At 71.4% G+C, this 20,580-nt stretch carries 21 protein-coding genes and 5 pseudogenes; 9 read left to right on the top strand and 17 right to left on the bottom strand.

Annotation, left to right across the window (positions count from 1 at the left end):
* Positions 1-357: pseudogene (locus ACFW2E_RS07220) on the top strand (SPFH domain-containing protein); the annotation flags it as partial.
* A 97-nt stretch (positions 358-454) separates the two neighbouring features.
* Positions 455-1,060, top strand: coding sequence for a lytic polysaccharide monooxygenase (locus ACFW2E_RS07215; RefSeq protein WP_384462675.1), 606 nt, complete (start codon positions 455-457; stop codon positions 1,058-1,060).
* An 8-nt stretch (positions 1,061-1,068) separates the two neighbouring features.
* Here the strand turns inward: ACFW2E_RS07215 and ACFW2E_RS07210 are convergent.
* Both ACFW2E_RS07210 and ACFW2E_RS07205 read right to left on the bottom strand, forming a co-directional pair.
* Positions 1,069-2,223 (bottom strand): annotated as a pseudogene (locus ACFW2E_RS07210) (serine/threonine-protein kinase); the annotation flags it as partial.
* Positions 2,224-2,263: 40 nt separating this feature from the next.
* On the bottom strand, positions 2,264-3,112 hold the full coding sequence (locus ACFW2E_RS07205; RefSeq protein ID WP_384462673.1) for a menaquinone biosynthetic enzyme MqnA/MqnD family protein: 849 nt from the start codon (positions 3,110-3,112) through the stop codon (positions 2,264-2,266).
* Positions 3,113-3,401: 289 nt separating this feature from the next.
* On the opposite strand from ACFW2E_RS07205, the gene ACFW2E_RS07200 reads away from it, so the two are divergent.
* Positions 3,402-3,605, top strand: coding sequence for a cold-shock protein (locus ACFW2E_RS07200; protein ID WP_003992177.1), 204 nt, complete (start codon positions 3,402-3,404; stop codon positions 3,603-3,605).
* Positions 3,606-3,698: 93 nt separating this feature from the next.
* Here ACFW2E_RS07200 and ACFW2E_RS07195 read toward each other — a convergent pair whose 3' ends face one another.
* A complete protein-coding gene (locus ACFW2E_RS07195) occupies positions 3,699-4,262 on the bottom strand; it encodes a helix-turn-helix domain-containing protein (RefSeq protein WP_384462669.1) in 564 nt (187 codons plus the stop codon).
* A 68-nt stretch (positions 4,263-4,330) separates the two neighbouring features.
* On the opposite strand from ACFW2E_RS07195, the gene ACFW2E_RS07190 reads away from it, so the two are divergent.
* Genes ACFW2E_RS07190 through ACFW2E_RS07180 form a run of 3 tightly spaced genes read left to right on the top strand, consistent with a single transcriptional unit; the run spans position 4,331 to position 6,066 of the window.
* On the top strand, positions 4,331-5,017 hold the full coding sequence (locus ACFW2E_RS07190; protein WP_384462666.1) for an AzlC family ABC transporter permease: 687 nt from the start codon (positions 4,331-4,333) through the stop codon (positions 5,015-5,017).
* A complete protein-coding gene (locus ACFW2E_RS07185) occupies positions 5,014-5,367 on the top strand; it encodes an AzlD domain-containing protein (RefSeq protein ID WP_384462663.1) in 354 nt (117 codons plus the stop codon). The genes ACFW2E_RS07190 and ACFW2E_RS07185 overlap by 4 nt, the downstream gene beginning before the upstream one ends.
* Before the next feature lie 42 nt (positions 5,368-5,409).
* Positions 5,410-6,066: a class I SAM-dependent methyltransferase gene (locus ACFW2E_RS07180; RefSeq protein ID WP_384462660.1), complete on the top strand. Its 657-nt coding sequence runs from the start codon at positions 5,410-5,412 to the stop codon at positions 6,064-6,066.
* Here the strand turns inward: ACFW2E_RS07180 and ACFW2E_RS07175 are convergent.
* Positions 6,063-6,608 (bottom strand): DUF6817 domain-containing protein, encoded by a 546-nt coding sequence (locus ACFW2E_RS07175; RefSeq protein ID WP_384462686.1) that lies wholly within the window; start codon positions 6,606-6,608, stop codon positions 6,063-6,065. The genes ACFW2E_RS07180 and ACFW2E_RS07175 overlap by 4 nt on opposite strands.
* Positions 6,609-6,764: 156 nt before the next feature.
* On the opposite strand from ACFW2E_RS07175, the gene ACFW2E_RS07170 reads away from it, so the two are divergent.
* Positions 6,765-7,661 carry a LysR family transcriptional regulator gene (locus tag ACFW2E_RS07170; protein WP_384462657.1) on the top strand — a complete coding sequence of 299 codons (897 nt, stop codon included), beginning with the start codon at positions 6,765-6,767 and terminating at the stop codon, positions 7,659-7,661.
* Between the two features lie 43 nt (positions 7,662-7,704).
* Here the strand turns inward: ACFW2E_RS07170 and ACFW2E_RS07165 are convergent, their stop codons facing one another.
* The 3 genes from ACFW2E_RS07165 to ACFW2E_RS07155 form a co-directional block, all read right to left on the bottom strand.
* Positions 7,705-8,916: a cytochrome P450 gene (locus ACFW2E_RS07165; protein WP_384462654.1), complete on the bottom strand. Its 1,212-nt coding sequence runs from the start codon at positions 8,914-8,916 to the stop codon at positions 7,705-7,707.
* A gap of 5 nt (positions 8,917-8,921) precedes the next feature.
* Complete coding sequence (locus tag ACFW2E_RS07160; RefSeq protein ID WP_384462651.1) at positions 8,922-9,956, bottom strand: DUF1259 domain-containing protein; 1,035 nt, start codon at positions 9,954-9,956, stop codon at positions 8,922-8,924.
* 133 nt (positions 9,957-10,089) lie between these two features.
* Entirely contained in the window at positions 10,090-11,961 is a 1,872-nt protein-coding gene (locus ACFW2E_RS07155; protein ID WP_384462684.1) for an AMP-dependent synthetase/ligase, read from the bottom strand.
* 551 nt (positions 11,962-12,512) lie between these two features.
* Between ACFW2E_RS07155 and ACFW2E_RS07150 the strand changes: the two are divergent.
* Together ACFW2E_RS07150 and ACFW2E_RS07145 are read left to right on the top strand one after the other, a co-directional pair.
* Positions 12,513-12,722 (top strand): annotated as a pseudogene (locus ACFW2E_RS07150) (short chain dehydrogenase); the annotation flags it as partial.
* Positions 12,722-13,570, top strand: coding sequence for a MaoC/PaaZ C-terminal domain-containing protein (locus tag ACFW2E_RS07145; protein WP_384462649.1), 849 nt, complete (start codon positions 12,722-12,724; stop codon positions 13,568-13,570). The pseudogene ACFW2E_RS07150 and the gene ACFW2E_RS07145, both read left to right, overlap by 1 nt.
* A 45-nt stretch (positions 13,571-13,615) precedes the next feature.
* Here the strand turns inward: ACFW2E_RS07145 and ACFW2E_RS07140 are convergent, their stop codons facing one another.
* From ACFW2E_RS07140 to ACFW2E_RS07095, 10 genes and pseudogenes are all read right to left on the bottom strand, one after another.
* Complete coding sequence (locus ACFW2E_RS07140) at positions 13,616-14,305, bottom strand: TetR/AcrR family transcriptional regulator (RefSeq protein ID WP_384462646.1); 690 nt, start codon at positions 14,303-14,305, stop codon at positions 13,616-13,618.
* A 47-nt stretch (positions 14,306-14,352) separates the two neighbouring features.
* Positions 14,353-14,652, bottom strand: coding sequence for a DUF4229 domain-containing protein (locus ACFW2E_RS07135; RefSeq protein WP_384462643.1), 300 nt, complete (start codon positions 14,650-14,652; stop codon positions 14,353-14,355).
* A gap of 90 nt (positions 14,653-14,742) precedes the next feature.
* On the bottom strand, positions 14,743-15,267 hold the full coding sequence (locus tag ACFW2E_RS07130; RefSeq protein ID WP_384462640.1) for a GNAT family N-acetyltransferase: 525 nt from the start codon (positions 15,265-15,267) through the stop codon (positions 14,743-14,745).
* 16 nt (positions 15,268-15,283) lie between these two features.
* A complete protein-coding gene (locus tag ACFW2E_RS07125; protein ID WP_384462637.1) occupies positions 15,284-15,934 on the bottom strand; it encodes a UdgX family uracil-DNA binding protein in 651 nt (216 codons plus the stop codon).
* A 79-nt stretch (positions 15,935-16,013) separates the two neighbouring features.
* The gene (mqnE, locus tag ACFW2E_RS07120) at positions 16,014-17,177 is read right to left on the bottom strand and encodes an aminofutalosine synthase MqnE (protein ID WP_384462634.1); all 1,164 of its coding nucleotides are present in this window, start codon (positions 17,175-17,177) and stop codon (positions 16,014-16,016) included.
* 83 nt (positions 17,178-17,260) lie between these two features.
* Positions 17,261-17,716: an Lrp/AsnC family transcriptional regulator gene (locus tag ACFW2E_RS07115; RefSeq protein WP_384462631.1), complete on the bottom strand. Its 456-nt coding sequence runs from the start codon at positions 17,714-17,716 to the stop codon at positions 17,261-17,263.
* 69 nt (positions 17,717-17,785) lie between these two features.
* Positions 17,786-18,436, bottom strand: a complete 651-nt coding sequence (locus ACFW2E_RS07110; protein WP_384462681.1) for a UbiX family flavin prenyltransferase — start codon at positions 18,434-18,436, stop codon at positions 17,786-17,788.
* Between the two features lie 55 nt (positions 18,437-18,491).
* Positions 18,492-19,064: pseudogene (locus ACFW2E_RS07105) on the bottom strand (Uma2 family endonuclease).
* Between the two features lie 46 nt (positions 19,065-19,110).
* A complete protein-coding gene (gene mqnP, locus ACFW2E_RS07100; protein ID WP_384462628.1) occupies positions 19,111-20,013 on the bottom strand; it encodes a menaquinone biosynthesis prenyltransferase MqnP in 903 nt (300 codons plus the stop codon).
* A pseudogene (locus tag ACFW2E_RS07095) lies at positions 20,010-20,519 on the bottom strand (menaquinone biosynthesis decarboxylase); the annotation flags it as partial. The pseudogene ACFW2E_RS07095 and the gene mqnP, both read right to left, overlap by 4 nt.
* Positions 20,520-20,580: the final 61 nt, after the last annotated feature.

Genomic DNA, 20,580 nt, shown 5'->3' with positions numbered 1-20,580 from the left:
GGGGGGCGGGGGGGGGGGGGGGCGGGGGGGGGGGGGGGGGGCGGGGGGGCCGCCGCGGGGGCACGCGCGCGCGGGCGCCCCCCCCCGGCGCCCGTCGGTCTCGAGGTGTTCTCGGTGCAGCCGGTCCGGGTGGAGTACGCCCCCGAGGTCGCCGCCGCCATGCACCGTCGCCGGATCGCCGCGCTGGACGCCCAGCAGCGAGCCAGCATGCTCACCTCGGTCGTGGACTCGGTGGAGGACACGGTGACCCGGCTGACCATGCGCGGGCTGGTCGAACTCGACGACTACGAGCGCAAGGTGCTGGTGCGGGACCTGACGGTGGCGTTCTGCTCGGGGCGCGGGGAGGCGGCCCCGTGATTGGTATGGACATGTTCAACTAGCGGCAATAATCTGAAACTTGGTCTAGACCTGCACGCCTCAGTGAACCTCCCCCACGTTCTCCAGGAGCGGCAGCATGCGCACGAAGACCATGTTGTCCGCAGTCGTGGTGGGCGTGGCGACCGCCGGAGCCTTTGTGCTCTCCACCGGCGGCGCCAGCGGCCACGGCTACACCGACCTCCCCATCAGCAGGCAGAAGCTCTGCCAGAACGGCACCGTGACCAACTGCGGCGACATCCAGTGGGAGCCGCAGAGCGTCGAGGGCCCCAAGGGCTTCCCGGCGGCGGGCCCCGCCGACGGCCAGCTGTGCAACGGCGGCCTGAGCCGCTTCGCCCAGCTCAGCTCGCCGCGGACGCCGTCCGGCGCGGCCTGGCCGACGACCAGGGTGACAGGTGGTCAGAGCTACACCTTCCGATGGCAGTTCACCGCCATGCACGCCACGACCGACTTCAAGTACTACGTCACCAAACAGGGCTGGAACCAGAACCACGCCCTGTCCCGCTCGGACCTCGACACGACACCGTTCCTCACGGTGCCCTACAACGGCCAGCGCCCGCCGGCCACCCTCAGCCACAGCGGCACACTGCCGTCCGGCCTGAGCGGTCATCACGTCATCCTCGCGGTCTGGACGATCGCCGACACCGGCAACGCCTTCTACGCCTGTTCGGACGTCACGTTCTGACCCCGCCCGGACAGGGTCCGCGGGGGGGCGGCCCCCCGCGGGGGGCGCCCCCCCGCCGCGCCCGCCGCGCCCGCCGGCGCGACGGTCGGCGGCCCCGGCGCGACGGCCGGAGTCCCCTGCGCGGCCCCGGGAGCCCCGGGCACCGATATGTCCGGCGCCGGCCCGAACTCCCCGGCCGGCGGTGCCGCCGTGGGTCCCGGCACCGATGACCGGGTCCCGCCCACCGAAGGACTGCTGAACCCGACCGGACCGGACGGCACCGCCTCCGCCGTCTCCAGGTTGAGCAGCCGCACGGCGCTCCGGCTGACCTGCTCGACCAGTGCTCCCGGCAGCCAGCCGCCCGCGACCAGCCGCGCGGCCCCGTCGGGGGCCAGCCGCCGGCCGACCTCGGCGGGGGTGGGCCGCGCACCGGGTTCCTTCGTCAGGCAGGCGGCCGCCACCTCCCGCAACTCGCCGTCGAGCGAACCGAGTTCCGGCTCCTCGTGGACGACCTTGTAGAGCAGGGCGGCCGAGGAGTCACCGGGAAAGGGCGGCTCCCCGGTCGCCGCGTACGCCAGCACCGCGCCCAGGGAGAAGACGTCCGCCGCGCCCGTGACCCCCTTGCCCAGGATCTGTTCGGGTGACATGTAGCCGGGCGAGCCGATCGACACACCGGACGAGGTCAGCGAGGCGGTGCCGTCCGTGGCCCGTGCGATGCCGAAGTCGATGAGCAGCGGCCCGTCCAGGGTCAGCAGGACGTTCGACGGCTTCACGTCCCGGTGCACCAGACCCAGTTCGTGGACCGCCGCCAGCGCCTCGGCGAGGCCCGCGCCCAGCACCCGTACGGAGTGCGCGGGCAGCGGCCCGCCGTCGGAGACGGCCGCCGCGAGGGACGGTCCGGCCGCGTAGGCCGTGGCGACCCAGGGCACGGCGGCCTCCGGATCGGCGTCCAGGACGGGCGCCGTCCAGGCGCCGCCCACCCGGCGCGCGGCCTCGACCTCGCGCCGGAAGCGGACGCGGAACTCCTCGTCGAGCGCGAAGTGCGGATGCACGATCTTGACGGCGACCGTGCGTCCGCCCGTGCTCCGACCCAGGTACACACGCCCCATCCCGCCGGAACCGAGCCGGCCGAGGAGCCGGTAGGGCCCGACGACGGTCGGTTCGTCGGCTCCGAGCGGCAGCATGGCGTCCCCCTCCCCCTGAGGCTGCCCAGCAGCGTAATGACTAGGGCTGGAGCAGATCCACCTTCACGTCCGCCGGGAAGCCCGTGGTCGGCCCCACCCGCCGCGCGAACTCGGCGACCGCCGCCAGCTGCGGTCCGCCGAAGCGGAAGTCGAGGGTGGTGAAGTACTGCTCCAGGACCCGTTCGTCGAAGGCCTCCCAGCGGGCCGCCTGCTCGGCGACCTTGCCGACCTCCTCCAGGGAGAGGTTGCGGGAGGCGAGGAAGGCCTCGTGCACCTGCCGGGTGATCACCGGCTCGCGCTCCAGATAGTCGCGCCGGGCCGCCCACACCGCGAAGACGAACGGCAGACCCGTCCACTCCTTCCACAGTGCGCCCAGGTCGTGCACGGCGAGCCCGTAGCGGGGCCCGTCGAGGAGGTTGGCCCGCAGCGCCGCGTCGCCGATGAGGACCGCCGCCTCCGCCTCCTGCATCATCAGGCTGAGGTCGGGCGGGCAGGTGTAGTAGTCGGGCCGTACCCCGTAACGCTCGGCGAGCAGCAGCTGGGCGAGGCGGACGGAGGTGCGGGAGGTCGAGCCGAGGGCGACCCGGGCGCCGTCCAGCCGGTCCAGGGGGACCTGCGAGACGATCACACAGGACATCACCGGGCCGTCGCAGCCGACAGCGATGTCGGGGAAGGCCACCAGGTCGTCGGCGTTGCGCAGGAACTCGACGAGGGTGACCGGCCCGATGTCGAGGTCCCCCCGCACGAGCTGCTCGCTGAGCTTCTCCGGTGTGTCCTTGGTCAGCTCGAAGTCGAGGAGGGTGCCGGTTCTCGCGAGCCCCCAGTAGAGGGGCAGGCAGTTCAGGAACTGGATGTGGCCGACGCGCGGCCGGGTGCGAGAAATGTCCACATCGCGAGACTAGACCCCATGGGGTACCGTGCTGACTCCGACCCCACCGTCAACCCGGCTCGCTGGCTCTTCAAACATCCGGGTGACGTGATCTTGCCCTCTATTGCTTTCGGCTGCCCGCGTGCTAGGCTCGCCGCAAGTTGCAGTTTGGTTTCCCTTGCAGTACAGAGCCTGCGGAGCATGTGACCGCGGGCTCTCGTCGTTTTCAGACATATGCAGTTGTGCGGCATCGTTTTCACACTTGCAGGTTCTGGAGCAGGGCAACCCTTTGTGAGCCCAAGGAGGGCTTATGGCTACCGGAACCGTTAAGTGGTTCAACGCCGAAAAGGGCTTTGGCTTCATCGCCCAGGAGGGCGGCGGCCCCGACGTCTTCGTTCACTACTCCGCGATCAACGCCTCCGGCTTCCGCTCCCTCGAGGAGAACCAGCAGGTGAGCTTTGACGTGACGCAGGGTCCGAAGGGTCCGCAGGCGGAGAACGTCACCCCCGTCTGATAGCGACGAATCTGATCGCAGTCTGAGTGCAGTACCCAAGGAGCCCCGCGCCGTCAGGCGACGGGGCTCCTGCCTTTTCCGTTCATTTGCCGTTCACATGTGCTGCATGATCAGTACGAACTTCGTTCCGGCGGTGAGCGCCTCGTAGGCGTGCGGCATGTCCCCGCGGTAGGACATGTAGTCGCCGGGCCCGAGTTCGGCCTCCTCGCCGCGTGGCCCGGCCTTCACGGTCCCCTCACAGACCACGATGTGCTCCGTCGTCCCGGGAATGTGCGGCTCGGAATCCCTTACGGTCCCCGGCTCCAGCCAGACGTAATAGATGTCCCTGCGCGCGCCCGGCGGGCTCGCGGACAGCAGCGTGGCCAGATAGCTGAACTGCTCCGAATGGACCGTCGGCCCGGCGCCGGCCCTGATCACCTGGACGGCGGGCGCGGGCGGCTCCACGAGCGCGCTGAAGGGCACGCCGAGGGCCACCGCCAGCGCCCAGATCGTCTCCATGCTGGGGTTACCGCTCGCCGCCTCCAGCTGGGACAGCGTGGACTTCGCGATCCCGGCGCGCTTGGCCAGCTCGGACAGGGACAAACCGTTGCGGGTCCGCTCGCGCTTGAGGGACCCGGCGATCCACTCCATCGGGAGCCGGGCGGGGGCCTCGGACATGTCGTTCGCTCCATCGGTACGATCGTTCGGCTTGACGGACAGGGCGTTCACTGTCCATTGTAGAAAACATGCGTTCGCTACTCCGAACACCCGAGTACGGCCCGCTGGTCCGCGACAGTTCGCTCGTCTGGCTGGCCGGCGGCGTCGTCGGCGTGTCGTTCGGTGCCGTCTCCGTCGCGGGCGGGCTACCGGTGTGGGTGCCGGTGCTGATGTCGCTGCTGGTGTACGCGGGCTCGGCCCAGTTCAGCACGGTCGGCGTGCTCCTCGCCGGAGGCGGCCCGCTGGCCGCGGCGGCCACCGGTCTGCTGCTCAACACCCGCACCGCCGCCTTCAGCCTCGCGGTCGCGGAGATCATCGGCCGGCGGCGGCTCACCCGGTTCCTGGGCGCGCACCTGGTCACCGACGAGACGGTCGCCTTCGCTCTCGCCCAGCCGGATCCGGCGCGGCGGCGCAGGGCGTTCTGGATCTCCGGGGCCGGTCTGTTCGCCGCGTGGAACGCCGGGGTGCTGGCCGGGGCGCTGGCCGGGAGCGCGCTGGGCGACACCGCCCGCTACGGCCTGGACGCCGCCTTCCCCGCCGTACTGGTGGCCCTGGTGCTGCCCGCCCTGCGCGAGGACGCGTCCGTGCGGCGTTCCGCGCTGCTCGGCGCCGCGGTGGCGCTGGCGGTGACGCCCGTCGTGCCGCCCGGAGTGCCGGTGCTGCTGGCACTGTGCGGGCTGTTCCTCCACCGCCGCGATGGGGAGGCCGCCGTATGAACGCCACGGTGGCCGTGATCCTGGTGCTGGCGGTGGGCACGTACGCCTTCCGGATGGTGGGACCGGTGCTGCACGGCCGGGTGGAGATCCCGGCCCGGGTCCAGCGGCTGGCCTCGGCGGGGGCCGTGGTGCTGCTCGTCGCGCTGCTGGCGACCGGTGCCCTGACCGAGGCCGGGGGCTTCGCCGGGTGGGCGCGGCCGGCCGGGGTGCTGGTGGGCGGCGTACTGGCGATGGGGGTCCCCCCTGGTCGAGCGAAGCCGAGAGCCTGGGGGAGGGGAGCGCCGTTCGCGGTGGTGGTGCTGGGCGCGGCGGGGACCACGGCGGTGCTGCGGGCGGCCGGGGTGGCCTGAAGGCGGCCGGGCTGTCAGTGGCCTTCGCTACGGTCCCCGTCCATGACCGACACCGACTTCCTCACCGCCACCCGCACCTTCTACGACGCGATCGCCGACGACTACGCCGAACGGTTCCGCGATGATCTCGCCGCCAGGCCGCTGGAGCGGGCCGTGCTCGGCGCGTACGCCGAACTGGTCGGCACCGCCGGCACGGTGGCCGATCTCGGGTGCGGCCCCGGCCGGGCCACCGCGCACCTCGCCGCCCTGGGGCTGTCGGTCTTCGGGCTCGACCTGTCGGAGTCGATGCTCGCGATCGCCCGCCGCGAGAACCCGGGCCTGCGCTTCGAGCGGGGCTCGATGCTGGACCTGGACCTTCCGGACGGCGAGCTGGCCGGAGTCGTGAGCTGGTACTCCTCCATCCACACACCTGTGGACCGGCTGCCCGCCCTCTTCGCCGAGTTCCACCGTGTGCTCGCCCCGGGCGGCCACCTCCTGCTCGGCTTCCAGGTCGGCGACGCGCCGCGCCGCCTCGACAAGCCTTGGGGGCACCCCGTGGCGCTGGACTTCCAGCGGCGCCGCCCCGAGCCGATGGCGGACCTGCTGGCCGGGGCCGGTTTCGCGCTGCTGTCCCGCACGGTGCGCGAGGCGGACACCGGCCTCGGCGAGTCGACCCCGCAGGCCTTCCTGATCGCCCGCCGGCTCGGACAGGTGAGCTAGGCGCCGGCCGACCCGGCCAGGCAGTCCCGCCGGGCGGGTTCGCTCAGCAGGGGGCGGAACCGGGTGAACAGGCCGAAGAGGGCGGGGCCGTGCCTCTCGCGGAAGGCGGGGTCCCGGTGGACGAGGTCGAGTTCGTTGGCCGCGGTGAGCTCGGTGAAGTCGCGGAGCAGACGGGGCGCGGGAAGCAGGGCGCCGCCGGTGAAGCGGTCGTGGAAGCGGGAGTTGTGGTCCGTGAGGGTCGGATAGGTGGCCCTGCGGTCGCAGCTCGCGTAGAAGTACACGATCGCCTCGGCCTCGGTGCCGATCACGGTCCTGAGCTCGGGACGGCGGTCGAGCGGAAGGAGCGCGGACGGGAAGCCGTCGGTGCCGTACGCGGCATGGCACAGGCCTGCGAGCCTGAGGGCGGGGCGGGCGCCCCAGCCGGCCAGCCGGTCGTGTACGCGGTCGAGGTGCGCGAGGAGGGTGCCACCGGGGTGCGGAACGGCGCCGGCGCCCGACTGTCCCAGGAATTCCCTCGCTCGAACCGTCGCCCGGTCGTCCATGTGCCGTGTCCCTTCGGCAGGTGTGGTCGGCACCCGCTCCTCTTCCCGGGGGAGGAGCGGGTTGCCGCCTGGGCCCGGAGAAGAGCTTCGTACTCACCCCGCGGTCCAGTCAATCCTTGGGATTTGTCATCAACTCCAAGTGATAGCTTGGGTGTTGTGACCCTGGACGATCTCCGTGTGTTCGTGGCCGTCTGCCGGGCCGGGAGCCTGAGCGCGGTGGCCCGCGATCTCGGGTGCACGCAGTCGGCCGTGAGCCAGCACGTCAAGCGCCTGGAGCGGGAGACGGGAGTGGCCCTGCTGGAGCGGCAGCCCCGCGGGGTCGTGCCCACACAGGCGGGACGGATACTCGAGGCCGCGGCCGCCGAGGGCATCTCCGGACTCGACCTCGCCGTACGGCAGTTGCGGGACCTGGTCGACGGGCACAGCGGGTACGTGCGCGTGGCGACGGGGGCGACGACCGTACGGCACTTCATGTCGGACGCGGTCGTCACCTTCCGGCGGCGCCATCCCCGGGTGAACCTGGAGTTCCGCACCGTGAGTTCCGGGCGCGGCAGCTTCGACGCGCTGGCCGACGGCACCCTCGACCTCGCCTGGATCACGCTCGGTCCGCCGGTGCGCGGGATCGAGCAGCGGGCGGTGGTGGAACTGCCCTGGGTACTGGCGGTGCGGGCGGACGATCCGCTGGCGGGACGGTCGTCCCTGGCCGCCGGCGAGCTGACGGACGTGCGTCTGATCCGGCTTCCGCCGAACTCCGCGTCCGCCGCCCATCTGGAGACCGCGTGCGCGGAGTCGGGGGCGCGCTTCACGTACGACACCAGCGTCGCCGACTGGGACACGGCCCTGCTGCTCGCGGAACTCGGTGTGGGCCGCGCGGTCGTGCCCGCCGTACCGGGGTTCGCCGTGCCCGGAGGCGGGAGGCTCCGGCTGGTCCCGCTGCCCGGGCTGCGCCCGCTGCCGGTCGGCTGGGCGGTCCGCCGCTGGGACGCGCTCGGCCCGCCGGCGCGGGCGTTCGCGGACACCGTCGTCGAGAGCACCCGCGCCCGGGCGGTCTGAGGGGTCCGGTGCCGTCCGGCCCGGACCCCCACCGCCCCTCAGCTCACCAGGCCACCGGCAGCTCGAGGGGGAACCGCCGGATCGTTTCGGTGTCCCAGCGCACCTCCTCCGGCGCCACCGCCAGCCGCAGCCCGGGGAACCGCTCCAGGAGCCGCTCGATCGCCACTTCGAGCTCCGCCATGGCCAGCGGGACGGCGATGCACCGGTGGCCGCCCCAGCCGAAGGTCATGTGCGGGGCGCTGCGCCCCGGCAGGTCGGGATCGATGACATGGGGCTCGGGGTAGCGTGCCGGGTCGCGGTTGGCCGCCAGGTACGACACGTGGACGAAGTCGCCCGCCCGGATCTTCGCCCCGTCCATCTCGACGTCCTCCAGCGCCACCCGGGGGATGCCGACCCCCTTGCGGAACGGGATGTACCGGAGCATCTCGTGGATGGCGTTCGTCAGGTCGTCCGCGCGCCGGCGCAGGTAGCCCGCCAGCTCGGGCCGGGTCAGCATCAGATACACGATGTTGCTGATCTGGCAGGTCGCCGTGTCCTGCCCGCTGAGCACCAGGGTCAGGGCCATGACGGCCAGTTCCCTGTCGTCGAGCTGGTCCTCGCCCTCCCGCGCGGCGGCCATCGAGCTGATGATGTCGTTGCCGGGGGTGCGGCGGCGCTGTTCGACCATGGCGCCGAAGTAGTCCGTGAGGTCGGTCTTGACCTTGGCCGCCGTCTCCCTGTTGTTCTCGTCGGTGACCAGGAGCCGGTGGACCTGTTCGCGCATCCTGGGCCACTCGTCCCGGGGGATCCCGAGCAGGTGGAGGATCGTGTGCTGGGGGAACGGGTTCGACAGGTGCTGCACCAGGTCCGCCGGCGATCCCTGCGCGGCCATCTCCTCCAGCAGGGAGTCCGCGAGCAGGACGATCCGCTCCCGCATCCCGTCGACCCGCTGCTGGGTGAACGCCTGCGACGCCAGACGCCGTACCCGGCTGCTGTGCGGCGGGTCCATGACGTTGATGGACTCGCGGGAGACGATCGGCTCCGCCGTCATCCGCGGATAGTCGCGGCCCATGATGTTCGCCCGGCTGAAGCGCTGGTCGGAGGTGACCTGCTGGACCGAGCGGAAGCCGGTGACCAGCCAGGCGTCGGACTCGCCGTAGGGGAGCCGGATACGGGAGAGGGAGTCGCGTTCCATGATGGCCGCGAGCTCGGGATCGAAGTCGAGTGCCTCGCTGTAGTCGAACGGGCAGGTGACCGGCTCGTCGCTCATGCTCATGCTCATCAGGCACCTGCCCCTGGCATCGGCACGACATTGGTGGCGTCCACGACGGGGCGCAGGCCCCTCGTCAGTGCCAGGGCGTCGCCGACGGCCCAGTAGTGGACGAAGAACAGACGGGGTTCGTCGGTGAGGTTGTGGTGGTGGACCTCGACGAGTTCGGCTCCGGCGCGCCGGAGCCCGGCGAGGACGTCCTGGACCTCGCCGGCGATCATGACGAAGTCGCCGTTGATCGCGGCCCGGCCGCGGCCGAGGGGCTGGTAGTTGATCGAGGTGGTCGATCCCAGGCCGGGGGGCAGGACGAGGTGGCCGTCGGTGATCGTCTCCCTGCGGATGAAGGTGCTCTTGTAGACGCCGCTGTCGACACCGCCCTTGACCCCGATCGTGGCGTCGATGGCCGCGGTGTCCAGGTCCACGGGCACGGTGGAGGAGGAGGTCGTGGCGGTCGTGGGGAACGGGGTGGCGGTGCGGTCCAGGGCGGCGCGCAGGCCGCGGGCGACCGTCACCGGGTCGGTGCCGTGGGCGTGGACGTGGCACCACCAGATGTCGGGCCTCTGGGCGAGCAGATGCTTGTGGATCGCGGTCTGCAGGATCCCGTGTTCGTGCAGGGCGTCGCTGAACGGCTGGAGTTCGCACTCGGTGACGACCACGTCGCCCATGAGGAGCGTGCTGCCGTCCGCGTACCGGACGAAGGACACATGGGTGCCCAGGGCCAGCGCGGGGTTGACCCTGATGCCGCGGGTGTGCACGTCGAGGTCCTGGCGCGGCAGGCCCGTGTGGTACATGTACCGCTTCATGTCGCCGGGCGCGCCGAGGGCCGCGCCCACGTCCGACCAGTCGGCCAGTGCGGTCAACACCGGCTGGACCGGGACGGGAAGCGGTTCGGACGCCGCCGCGGCCGTTGCGGCGCGGGCGGGGGGAATCGGCCCGGCCGCCGCGTTCGCCACGGTCAGCACGGGAGCCAGCGCGGCGGTGGCCAGCATGCGGCGTCTGGACGTGGTAGGGCTGGGTGGGATGTGCTGCTGTCGGTCGTCAGCCATGTCAATATGCCTCCTGGCGCGATGGAAGCACGGGAGGCCTCCCGGACCCGTGATCTGCACCGGCAGATGGGGCCAGATGGGCTAAGCGGTCTGGGGCGGTCGGATGAACCCGGTGCTCGGCGCCGCACACCCCCTACGCGTACAGCCCCTCCACCTGTGCCACGAAGTCGCGCATGACCGCTTCCCGGCGCAGCTTCATCGAAGGGGTCAGATGTCCGGCCGCCTCGGTGAAGTCGACCGGCAGCACCGTGAACTTCCTGATCGACTCCGGGCGGGACACCAGCCGGTTCGCCTCGTCCACCGCCCGCTGCAGTATCGCCCGCAACTCGGCGTCGTCCACGAGGAGTTCCGGCGGGACGGGGTGCTTGCCGTTCATCTGGCGCCAGTGGGTGATGCCGTCGGGGTCGAGGGTGAACAGGGCCGTGACGTAGGGGCGGGCGTCGCCGACGAGCATGCACTGCGAGATCAGGGGGTGGGAGCGCAGCCAGTTCTCCAGCGGGGCGGGGGCCACCGACTTGCCGCCCGCCGTGATGAGCAGCTCCTTCTTGCGGCCGGTGATCGTCAGATAGCCCTCGTCGTCCAGCTCGCCGATGTCGCCGGTCGGCAGCCAGCCGTCGCGCGTCGCGGGGACCACGCCGCCCGCCTGCGGGTCCCAGTAGCCGCGCAGCACATGGTCGCCCGCGATGAGGATCTCGCCGTCGGCCGCGATGCGGACCCTGGTCCCGGGCAGCGGCCAGCCCACCGTGCCGAGCCGGGGCTTCAGGGGCGGGGTCACCGTGGAGGCGCCCGTCGTCTCCGTCAGGCCATAGCCCTCGAAGATCTCGATGCCGGCGCCGGCGTAGAACGCGGCCAGTCGGCGGCCCAGCGGGCTGCCGCCGCAGATGGCGTACTTGACGCGGCCGCCCATCGCCGCGCGGATGCGGCGGTAGACCAGGGGGTCGTAGAAGGTGCGGGCGGCCTTCAGTGAGCGGCTGGGACCGTTGCCCGTACCCGTCTGCTGGGCCTCCAGCGCCTCGCCGTAGCGCCGCGCCACCGATGCCGCCCGGTCGAAGGAGGACGCGCGGCCGCCGGCCTCTGCCTTGGCACGTGCGGTGTTGAAGACCTTCTCCAGCATGTAGGGGATGGTCAGCAGGCAGGTCGGCCGGAAGGCCGCCAGATCCGGGAGCAGGTCCTCGGCCTTGAGACTGGGGGCGTGGCCGAGCCGCACCCCGGCCCGGACGCAGGCGATCGCGACCATCCGGCCGAAGACGTGGGACATGGGCAGGAAGAGGAGGACCGACACCTCCTCGCCGGACTTCGCCTTGAAGATGGGGTAGAGGAGTTCGATCGCGTTGTCGACCTCGGCGAAGAAGTTGCCGTGCGAGAGCGCGCAGCCCTTCGGGCGGCCGGTGGTGCCCGAGGTGTAGATGAGGGTGGCGAGCGTGTCCGGGCCCAGCATGCCCCGGCGTACGCCGACCTCGGAGTCCGGTACCAGCGCGCCGAGTTCGGCCAGGCGGTCCACGTGCCCCTTCTCGATCACCCACATGTGCCGCAGGTCCGGGAGGCGTTCGAGTTCGGGGCCGATGGCGGCCGCCTGGGCGGACGTCTGCGTGGCCAGGGCCACGGCGCCCGAGTCCTGGAGGATCCAGCGGGTCTGGAAGACCGACGAGGTCGGGTAGACGGGGACCGTGACGAGTCCTGCCGCCCATGCGGCGAAGTCGAGGAGGGTCCATTCGTACGTGGTGTCGGCCATGACGGCGATGCGGTCGCCGGGCACCAGCCCCTCGGCTGTGAGGCCCTTGGCCACGGCCATGACCTGCTCGGCGAACCGGGCCGCCGTCACGTCCTCCCAGCCGCCGTTCGGCGTCCTGCGGCTGAGGACCACCGCGCCGGGCTCCGCGTGCGCGTTGTCGAACGGCAGGTCGGCCAGCGATCCATGGGTCACCGGCGGGGCGAACGGCGGTACGGAGGCCTCGCGTACGGCTCCGTCGAGGCGGCGCGTCTCGGGCTCCACGAGGACCGGCACGCCGTCGTAGTCGGTCGCCGAGACCGTCGCGCCGGAGGAGACGGGGGCGTACGGGTGGGGGGTGGACACGGGCGGCTCCTCGGGCGTGCAGCGGCCACTGCTTGCCGCATGTCGTACGTGCCTCGCGCACCGAGGCGTTCAGCGGCCGGTACCAATAAGGGGTTACCGCCGGTTCAGGCAGGTGATCGTACGGCGCCTCTGTGGCGGGCTTGTGCGGTTTCGGGGATGGTCCGGGGACGGGGCTGTGCAATCTCGCGGATTACGTGAGGAACGTTCGGGTCTGCGTCGCGAATGTCTGCTCAACGGCACCCGCCGCACCCCCACTCCCCCGCTGTGACATAGGCTTACCTCGAGTAACATTACTTCAGAGTAAGCAATTTCGACCCAGTCGTGCGGGAGTTGGAGACATGGCTGACCGCTACCCCGGCTTCCCCGGCACCGCGCCCGGCCGATTCCTGACCCACCGGCTCGGACTTCCGCGACCCGCCGGAATCAGGCGCTGGTCGCCCCGGCCCCCCTCGCACACCGGCCCCTTGCCCCACCTCACCGCCGGCACGGTCGCGCCCGGCTTCCTCGAGGCGAGGACGACCGCCGACGTCCCCTTCCTCATCCGGGAGGCGGGGCGCCGTATGAACTCGCCCGCCCAGGGCGGGCGGCCCGCCGATGTCGCCGAGACCACCGCCTGGCTCGCCCATCCCGCCTCCGGCGGGGTCGACGGGCCGGCCGTGCGGGTCTGCGGCCAGAGCCTGCTGGGGGCCTGATGTCCGCCGTCCTGCTCACCGCTTCCCCCGCCCTCGCGCCGCTGCTCGCCCGCGGTGCGCTGCACTCGCCGTTCAAACGGCCCCGGCCGGACGCCGGCTTCCCGCGCGCCCGGCTGGTGCTGCCCGGCGTCCGCGTCGACCTGTCCCGGCTCGCCGCCTACGAGCGCGCATGCGGCTTCGCCACCGGCGACGACGCGCTGCCGGTCACCTATCCGCACGTCCTCGGCTTCCCGCTGGCCATGCGCCTGATGAGCGGCCGGGACTTTCCGCTGCCGCTGCTCGGCCTGGTCCACACCTCCGTCGAGATCACCCGGCGCTCGCCGCTCCCGGCCACCGGGGAGTACGAACTCGCCGTGCGGGTCGCCGGTCTTCAGCCGCATCGCCGCGGCACGGAGGCGGCCGTCGTCACCGAGGTGCGGTGCGGCGGGAATGCCGTGTGGGAGTCACGGAGCACCTATCTCGCCCGGCACCGGACCGGCTCCGAGGCGCCCGAGACGGCGGCCCCGGAGCGGCGCGACCCCTTGCCCGCCGTCGCCGAGTGGCGGATCGCGGCGGACGTCGGGCGGCGGTACGGAGCCGCGTCCGGGGACCGCAACCCGATCCATCTGCACCCGCTCACCGCCCGCCTCTTCGGCTTCCCCCGGGCCATCGCGCACGGCATGTGGACCGTGGCCCGCTGCCTCGCCGCGCACGGCACGCCCGGGGCGGCGCTGGTGCGGGCGGAGTTCCGCACTCCGGTGCTGCTGCCGGGGACGGTGCGCTACGCGGCGGACGACACGGGCCGCTTCGAACTGCGCGGCGGCGGGCGCGTCCACGTGTCCGGCGAGGTGCGTCCGCTCGCCGGGTGAACGCGGGCGGACCGGTGACCCGTCGCCGGGCCGCCCGGGGCCCGGCTAGTCGGCGGTGGCGGGCGGGAACCAGGAGCGGCCCTCCATCAGGTTGCCCAGGCCCGCCCACGCGAAGTTCATCAGGGTCGCCGCGGCGTGGCGGGCCGTGACTCCGGGGGTGGCGTTGGCCCAGGCGGCGAGGGACTCGGCGGCGCCGACGAGGGCTTCGGCCAGCCCGGCGACCTCGCGCTCGGACAGGTCGGGATCCTGGGGGTGCCTCCTTGTCCGAGCGCAGCCGAGAGCCTGGGGGCGGGCCGCGCGCGCGGCGACCACGGTCAGCTGGGTCACGAAGGCGACGAGTTCCTCGCGCATCGCGGCGACCTCGGCGGCGAAGGATTCGCCGTGGGTGCGGGCCTGGAGGTGCAGCACGGACCAGGCGTCGGGGTGTTCGGCGGTGTGCGCGAAGAACGCCTGCAGCCCGTCCCAGAGTTGGCGGTCCGCGGGCAGCCCCGGCCGGACACCGTCCCGTACCGCCTGCGTCAGCGCCTTGGCCTCACGCCGGATGCACGCCCTGAACAGGTCTTCCTTCGAATTGAGGTACAGATACACCAACGGCTTGGACACGCCCGCCAGTTCGGCGATCTCGTCCATCGACGCGGCCATGTACCCCCGCTGGCCGAAGGTCCGTACGGCGGCGTCGAGCATCTGCTGCTCGCGCACCGCCCGCGGCATCCGCTTGGTCTTCACGGCACCCATGGGGCAAGACTAGTTGGGCCCCGGTCCACCCCACGCGGGGAAGGTCCCTAGGAAGGCCGGCCCTGCGCCCGCGACGCGTCGTCCACCACGTCCTCCTGGCTGCGGTTGGCCTCCAGGTTGGCCTTCACGCGGTCGACCCGCTCGACGATCTGGACGGACGCCCGGTCCCGCTCCTTGCGCAGCACCACCCAGCTGATCGGCGCCGAGAGCACCAGTGCCAGCAGAAGGATCCACAGGAAGTTGGAGTCGCCGAAGCCGCGCGGGAAGACGCCGGAGTAGACAGCGCCCCAGACGACCACGAAGCAGCCCGCGAAGATTCCGAGGCGCATCAGCGTGTAGCGGAGCATCTCAATCCACTCTTCCGTTTCGAACGGTCCTTACGCCACAAACGGGCACCGTCCAGTGAAGCACGTTCCGGACCCGATCTTGCAGGGGGGTCAGGCCAGCGGGAACAGCATGAAGATGTCGTCGCGGTCGTCGCCGGGAGCGACACGTATCGCGCCCGGCACCCGCCCGACCTCCTTGTAACCACAGGAGCCGTAGAACCGCTCCAGGCCGAGGCCGCCCCGGCAGGTGAGCCGTACGGCCTCGATTCCGTCGAAGCCCCGGGCCGCGTCGGCGGCGGCCGCCAGCAGGTCGCGGCCGTACCCCTTGCCCTGGTGCCTCGGGTGCACCATCACCGTGTACAGCCAGACCCAGTGCCGCATCAGCCGGTGCGTGTTGAAGGAGAAGAACGCGGTCGCGGCCACCTCTCCCGCCTCGTCGTGCCCGACGAGCAGCCGGGTGCGCCCCTCGGCCATCGCCGCGAGGTGTTTCACCAGCTCCGGACGTATCTCCTCCGGAGCGACCGGCGTCACGAAGCCCACCGCCCCGCCGGCGTTGGACACATCGGCCCAGAGGCCGAGGACGCCGTCACGAAGGGCGGGGGTGACGGAGGGGTCCAGAGTGAAAGTAAGGGGCATGGGCGAATGCTACCCATTACCCCAACGCCTGGGCAGCCACTTTCAGATCCGCCACCAGCCCCTCGTACGCCCCCTCCCGGTCCTGCGCCCGGAGCACCGCGGACGGGTGCACGGTCGGCACCAGCCTCTCCGTCCGCCCGTGGATCTCCCGCTCCAGCACCGTCCCACGCACCTCGGTCACCCGGAACGACGAGCCGAGCAGCGCCTTCCCGGCGGTGGCGCCCAGCACCACGACCAGCTCGGGCTCGACCACGGCCAGCTCGGCGGCGAGCCAGGGCCCGCAGGCAGTCGCCTCACGCAGGGTCGGCGCCTTGTGGATACGGCGCTTGCGGGGCTCGTCCCGCGAGAACTTGAAGTGCTTGACCGCGTTGGTGACGTACGCCTCGCCCGGGTCGACCCCCGCCTCCGCCAGCGCCCGGCGGAGCAGCTTTCCGGCGGGCCCGACAAAGGGCCTGCCCTGCCGGTCCTCCTGGTCCCCCGGCTGCTCCCCGACCAGCATGATCCGCGCGTCCGCCGCACCCTCGCCGAACACGGTCCGGGTGGCGTCCCGGTGCAGGGGACAGCCACGGCAGCCGGCGGCCGCCCTGCGCAGCGCCGCGAGACCCCCCCGGTCGGGGACGAAGGGCTCCGCGGTGTAGGCGTCCTCGGGCGCCCTGGTGACGGTCATGCCGGACGGGTACCCGCCCGGCCACCGGCGTCACGTCACCCGGCCACCGGCGTCACGTCACCCGGCCACCGGCGTCACGTCAGACGCGCATCGGCTGCGGAGACTCGCGGCGCAGCGGGTCCGGGCCGTCGTACTCGCGGATGATCTCGTAGCGGGTGTTGCGCTCCACCGGGCGGAAGCCGGCGTCGCGGATCAGGTCCAGCAGATCCTCGCGGGTCAGCTTGTTCGGCGTGCCGTAGTTGTCCGCGTCGTGCGTGATCTTGTACTCGACGACCGAGCCGTCCATGTCGTCCGCGCCGTGCTGCAGGGCGAGCTGGGCGGTCTGCACGCCGTGCATCACCCAGAAGACCTTGACGTGCGGGACGTTGTCGAAGAGGAGACGGGAGACCGCGAAGGTCTTCAGTGCCTCGGCGCCCGTCGCCATCTGCGTGCGCGCCTGGAGGCGGTTGCGGATCTTGCCGTCCTTCATGTCGACGAAGTCGTGCTGGTAGCGCAGCGGGATGAAGACCTGGAAGCCGCCCGTCTCGTCCTGGAGTTCACGCAGGCGCAGGACGTGGTCGACGCGGTGCCGCGGCTCCTCGATGTGGCCGTAGAGCATGGTGCACGGGGTCTTCAGGCCCTTCTCGTGCGCCAGGCGGTGGATCCGGGACCAGTCCTCCCAGTGGGTCCGGTGGTCCACGATGTGCCGGCGGACCTCCCAGTCGAAGATCTCCGCGCCACCGCCGGTGAGGGACTCCAGGCCGGCGTCGATCAGCTCGTCGAGGATCTCGGAGGCGCTCAGCCCGGAGATGGTCTCGAAGTGGTGGATCTCCGTCGCGGTGAACGCCTTCAGCGAGACGTTCGGGAGCGCCGCCTTCAGCTCGCGCAGGGAGCGCGGGTAGTAGCGCCACGGCAGGTTCGGGTGCAGGCCGTTGACGATGTGCAGCTCGGTGAGGTTCTCCGACTCCATCGCCTTGGCGAGCTTGACGGCCTCCTCGATGCGCATCGTGTACGCGTCCTTCTCGCCCGGCTTGCGCTGGAACGAGCAGTAGGCGCAGGAGGCCGTGCACACGTTGGTCATGTTGAGGTGGCGGTTGACGTTGAAGTGGACGACGTCGCCGTTCTTCCGCGTCCGCACCTCGTGCGCGAGACCGCCCAGCCAGGCCAGGTCGTCCGACTCGTACAGCGCGATGCCGTCCTCGCGGGTCAGCCGCTCACCGGAGCGGACCTTCTCCTCCAGCTCGCGCTTGAGCCCGACGTCCATGCCAAACACCTTTCTACGACAGCTCGCCCAACCGTACTCCCCCACCCTTCGGGCGGGCGGTGCCCCCACCTGGCGCTCCGCGCCTACACCTCGTCCGGCAGATCGCCGACACGGTTCTCCCACTTCGTGGACAGCACGATCGTGGTACGGGTCCGGGAGACTCCCTTGGTCCCGCTCAGCCGCCGGATGGTCTTCTCCAGCCCGTCCACGTCCGTCGAGCGCACCTTGAGCATGAAGGAGTCGTCGCCCGCGATGAACCAGCAGTCCTCGATCTCCGGCAGGTCCTTCAGCCTGCGGGCCACGTCCTCGTGGTCGGCGGCGTCGGAGAGCGAGATGCCGATCAGGGCGATGACGCCGAGGCCGAGGGAGGCGGCGTTCACGGTGGCGCGGTAGCCGGTGATGACACCGGCCGCCTCCAGCCGGTTGATGCGGTCGGTGACGCTGGGTCCCGACAGACCGACGAGGCGCCCAAGCTCCGCGTAGGAGGCCCGGCCGTTCTCCCTCAGGGCCTGGATGAGCTGCCTGTCCACCGCGTCCATGCGATCGAAGCCTTCCGCTGAAAAAGTTCCCGAAGTGATGAGAGGTACTGCGACTTGCTCAGATGATGATCATTCCGCACGGGTTCCGCCGCCGAGTTCACCCTCCCAGCGGCGGTAGAGGCCGTGCTCGACGCCGGCCGCGTCGAGGACCCGTCCGGCGACGAAGTCCACCAGGTCCTGGATGTGGGTCGCGCCCGCGTAGAAGGCCGGGGAGGCCGGCACCACGGTCGCGCCCGCGTCGTCCAGGGCGACCAGGTGCCGCAGGGTCTGACCGTTCAGCGGGGTCTCCCGAACGGTCACGACCAGCTTGCGGCGCTCCTTCAGGGTGACGCTCGCCGCCCGCTGCAGCAGGTCCTTCGACAGTCCGAGCGCGACACCGGCCACACAGGCGGTGGAGGCGGGCACGATGAGCATCCCCCTGGCGGGGTACGACCCCGAGGACGGCCCGGCGGCGAGGTCCCCCGCGCTCCAGTACCGCACCCTCTCGACGTCCACGTCGAAGGTCCCGGGCTTCCCGTCCGCTCCCCGGGCCAGCCATTCCCGCAGGTCCGCCTGCCAGTGGGCGTCCCGGAAGGAGATCCCGGTCTCGTCGAGCAGGGTGAGCCGGGAGGCACGGGACACGACCAGGTCGACGCTCTCCCCGGCATCGATCAGCGCCCGCAGCACGGCAGCGGCGTACGGCGTCCCCGATGCTCCGGACACCCCCACGATCCAAGGCACGCGCTGCGTTTCTCCTGCGTTCACACCTTGAGCGTACCGGCGTGCTGCCCGCTCCTCAGGCCGGGTGGGCCGCCGTGGGATCGACGGGGAGACGCGAGGTGGGCACAGTGAGCTTGCCGAGAGGGGAGACCACGGTCATTTCGGGGCCGTAGGGGATGGTGTCGCGGCCCAGATAGCCGTCGGGTCCGGGGTTCCACATGGTCACGACGTGACCCTTGAGCGGGTCGAGGACGAGGTAGTTGGCAATGCCCCGGGAGGCGTACCACCGGGGTTTCACCTAGTAGTCCCGTCGGATGCTCTCCGGGGACACCACCTCCGCGACGAACTCGATGAGATCCGGCGAGTAGGCGCTGCGGTTCCCGGCCTCCGCCTCGGCCGGGATGACCGCGATGTCCGGGCAGAACTCGTAGGCGTCGTCAAAGGGAAACGCCACGTCGCTCACCACAGCCCAGCCGGCCGGGAGCTGTTCCTCGACGATCGCCCACAAGCGCTGGATCGTCCTCCCGTGGAACGGCCTGACCGGGTTCATCACGATGCTGCCCTCGACGATCTCCGTCACATAGCCGGGGAACATGTCCTCAAGCTTGCTGAGCTGCGAGTGCAGGCGATCGATGCCCGAGACGGTCACGCTGGCCTCCCTGGAGTCCTGCACTCGATGGTAGGCCGCACCGTACTCAGACGGTCAGACCCCGAACCAGGAGATCCAGCAGCGCGCACACGAACAGGGCAATGCCGATGAAGCCGTTGACGCTGAAGAACGCCCTGTTCAGCCGGGACAGGTCGTGCGGGCGCACGATCGTGTGCTCGTAGACGAACGCGCCCGCGACGATCAGCAGGCCCAGCCAGAAGAACGCGCCGGCGCCGGTGAGTACGGCGTACCAGACGAACAGGGCCGTCGTGATCAGGTGGCACGCCCGCGCGCCCCGGATGGCGGCCGGGATGCCGAAGCGGGCCGGGACCGACATGACGCCGATCTCGCGGTCGGTCTCGACGTCCTGGCAGGCGTAGATCAGGTCGAAGCCACCGATCCAGATGCCGACTGCGAGGCCGAGGACCACCGCGTCCCAGGACCATTCCCCGGTGATCGCCAGCCAGCCGCCCACCGGCCCCATGGCCTGGGCCAGACCCAGGATGGCCTGCGGGAAGTTCGTGAACCTCTTGCCGTAGGGGTAGACCACCATCGGGATCACCGCGACGGGGGCCAGGGCCAGGCAGAGCGGGTTCAGCAGGGCCGCCGAGCCGAGGAAGACCACCACGGCGATCAGCGCGCCCGTCCAGGCGTGCTTCACCGACATCGCGCCGGTCACCAGCTCGCGGTGGGCGGTCCTCGGGTTCCGGGCGTCGATCTCGCGGTCGATGATCCGGTTGACCGCCATCGCGAAGGTCCGCAGGCCCACCATGCAGACCGTGACCAGGAGCAGACGGCCCCAGTGGACGTTGCGGTCCATCTGGAACATCGCGGTCAGGGCGGCGATGTAGGCGAAGGGCAGGGCGAAGACCGAGTGCTCGATCATCACCAGCCGGAGGAAGGCCTTGGTGCGTCCCGGCTGCGGGATCGCGGCGGAGGCGCTGCTCACAGGCCGTACTCCTTCCAGCGGCGGTCCACCAGGGCCGCCGTATCCGGGTCCGAGAGGACCATGTCCGGCCATCCGCCGTCCCTGGTGTAGCCCTCCTCGGGCCACTTCTTCGTCGCGTCGATCCCCGCCTTGCCACCCCAGAACTGCTGGTAGGAGGCGTGGTCGAGGTGGTCGACGGGGCCCTCGACCACCGTGAGGTCGCGGGCGTAGTCCGTGTTGCCGAGGGCCCGCCAGGCGACCTCGTGCAGGTCGTGGACGTCGCAGTCGGCGTCGACGACCACGATCAGCTTGGTCAGGGACATCATGTGGGCGCCCCAGACCGCGTGCATCACCTTCTGGGCGTGTTTGGGGTACTTCTTGTCGATCGAGACGATCGCGCAGTTGTGGAAGCCCCCGGCCTCGGGCAGGTGGTAGTCCACGATGTCCGGGACGATGATCTTCAGGAGGGGAAGGAAGAAGCGCTCGGTCGCGCGGCCCAGGGGGCCCTGCTCGGTCGGGGGGCGGCCCCCCCACTAACACAGGATGCTCGGGCCGCTCCCCCACGTGAAGCCCGAGGTAGAAAGGGGC

This window comes from Streptomyces sp. NPDC058964, from assembly GCF_042741275.1.
Taxonomy (GTDB): domain Bacteria; phylum Actinomycetota; class Actinomycetes; order Streptomycetales; family Streptomycetaceae; genus Streptomyces.
Note: the sequence above shows the minus strand (reverse complement) of the source record. Positions and strands in the feature narration are given on the sequence as shown.

What these genes read in the sequence shown, in the direction of transcription:
- ACFW2E_RS07160 (WP_384462651.1), bottom strand. Translation starts at nt 9,956, where the DNA reads ATGGCTGACGACCGACAGCAGCACATCCCACCCAGCCCTACCACGTCC.
- ACFW2E_RS07145 (WP_384462649.1), top strand. Translation starts at nt 12,722, where the DNA reads ATGTCCGCCGTCCTGCTCACCGCTTCCCCCGCCCTCGCGCCGCTGCTC.
- ACFW2E_RS07130 (WP_384462640.1), bottom strand. Translation starts at nt 15,267, where the DNA reads ATGCCCCTTACTTTCACTCTGGACCCCTCCGTCACCCCCGCCCTTCGT.
- ACFW2E_RS07115 (WP_384462631.1), bottom strand. Translation starts at nt 17,716, where the DNA reads ATGGACGCGGTGGACAGGCAGCTCATCCAGGCCCTGAGGGAGAACGGC.
- ACFW2E_RS07185 (WP_384462663.1), top strand. Translation starts at nt 5,014, where the DNA reads ATGAACGCCACGGTGGCCGTGATCCTGGTGCTGGCGGTGGGCACGTAC.
- ACFW2E_RS07195 (WP_384462669.1), bottom strand. Translation starts at nt 4,262, where the DNA reads ATGTCCGAGGCCCCCGCCCGGCTCCCGATGGAGTGGATCGCCGGGTCC.
- ACFW2E_RS07140 (WP_384462646.1), bottom strand. Translation starts at nt 14,305, where the DNA reads ATGGGTGCCGTGAAGACCAAGCGGATGCCGCGGGCGGTGCGCGAGCAG.
- ACFW2E_RS07180 (WP_384462660.1), top strand. Translation starts at nt 5,410, where the DNA reads ATGACCGACACCGACTTCCTCACCGCCACCCGCACCTTCTACGACGCG.
- ACFW2E_RS07190 (WP_384462666.1), top strand. Translation starts at nt 4,331, where the DNA reads ATGCGTTCGCTACTCCGAACACCCGAGTACGGCCCGCTGGTCCGCGAC.
- ACFW2E_RS07165 (WP_384462654.1), bottom strand. Translation starts at nt 8,916, where the DNA reads ATGAGCATGAGCGACGAGCCGGTCACCTGCCCGTTCGACTACAGCGAG.
- ACFW2E_RS07135 (WP_384462643.1), bottom strand. Translation starts at nt 14,652, where the DNA reads ATGCTCCGCTACACGCTGATGCGCCTCGGAATCTTCGCGGGCTGCTTC.
- ACFW2E_RS07125 (WP_384462637.1), bottom strand. Translation starts at nt 15,934, where the DNA reads ATGACCGTCACCAGGGCGCCCGAGGACGCCTACACCGCGGAGCCCTTC.
- ACFW2E_RS07200 (WP_003992177.1), top strand. Translation starts at nt 3,402, where the DNA reads ATGGCTACCGGAACCGTTAAGTGGTTCAACGCCGAAAAGGGCTTTGGC.
- ACFW2E_RS07175 (WP_384462686.1), bottom strand. Translation starts at nt 6,608, where the DNA reads ATGGACGACCGGGCGACGGTTCGAGCGAGGGAATTCCTGGGACAGTCG.
- mqnE (WP_384462634.1), bottom strand. Translation starts at nt 17,177, where the DNA reads ATGGACGTCGGGCTCAAGCGCGAGCTGGAGGAGAAGGTCCGCTCCGGT.
- ACFW2E_RS07215 (WP_384462675.1), top strand. Translation starts at nt 455, where the DNA reads ATGCGCACGAAGACCATGTTGTCCGCAGTCGTGGTGGGCGTGGCGACC.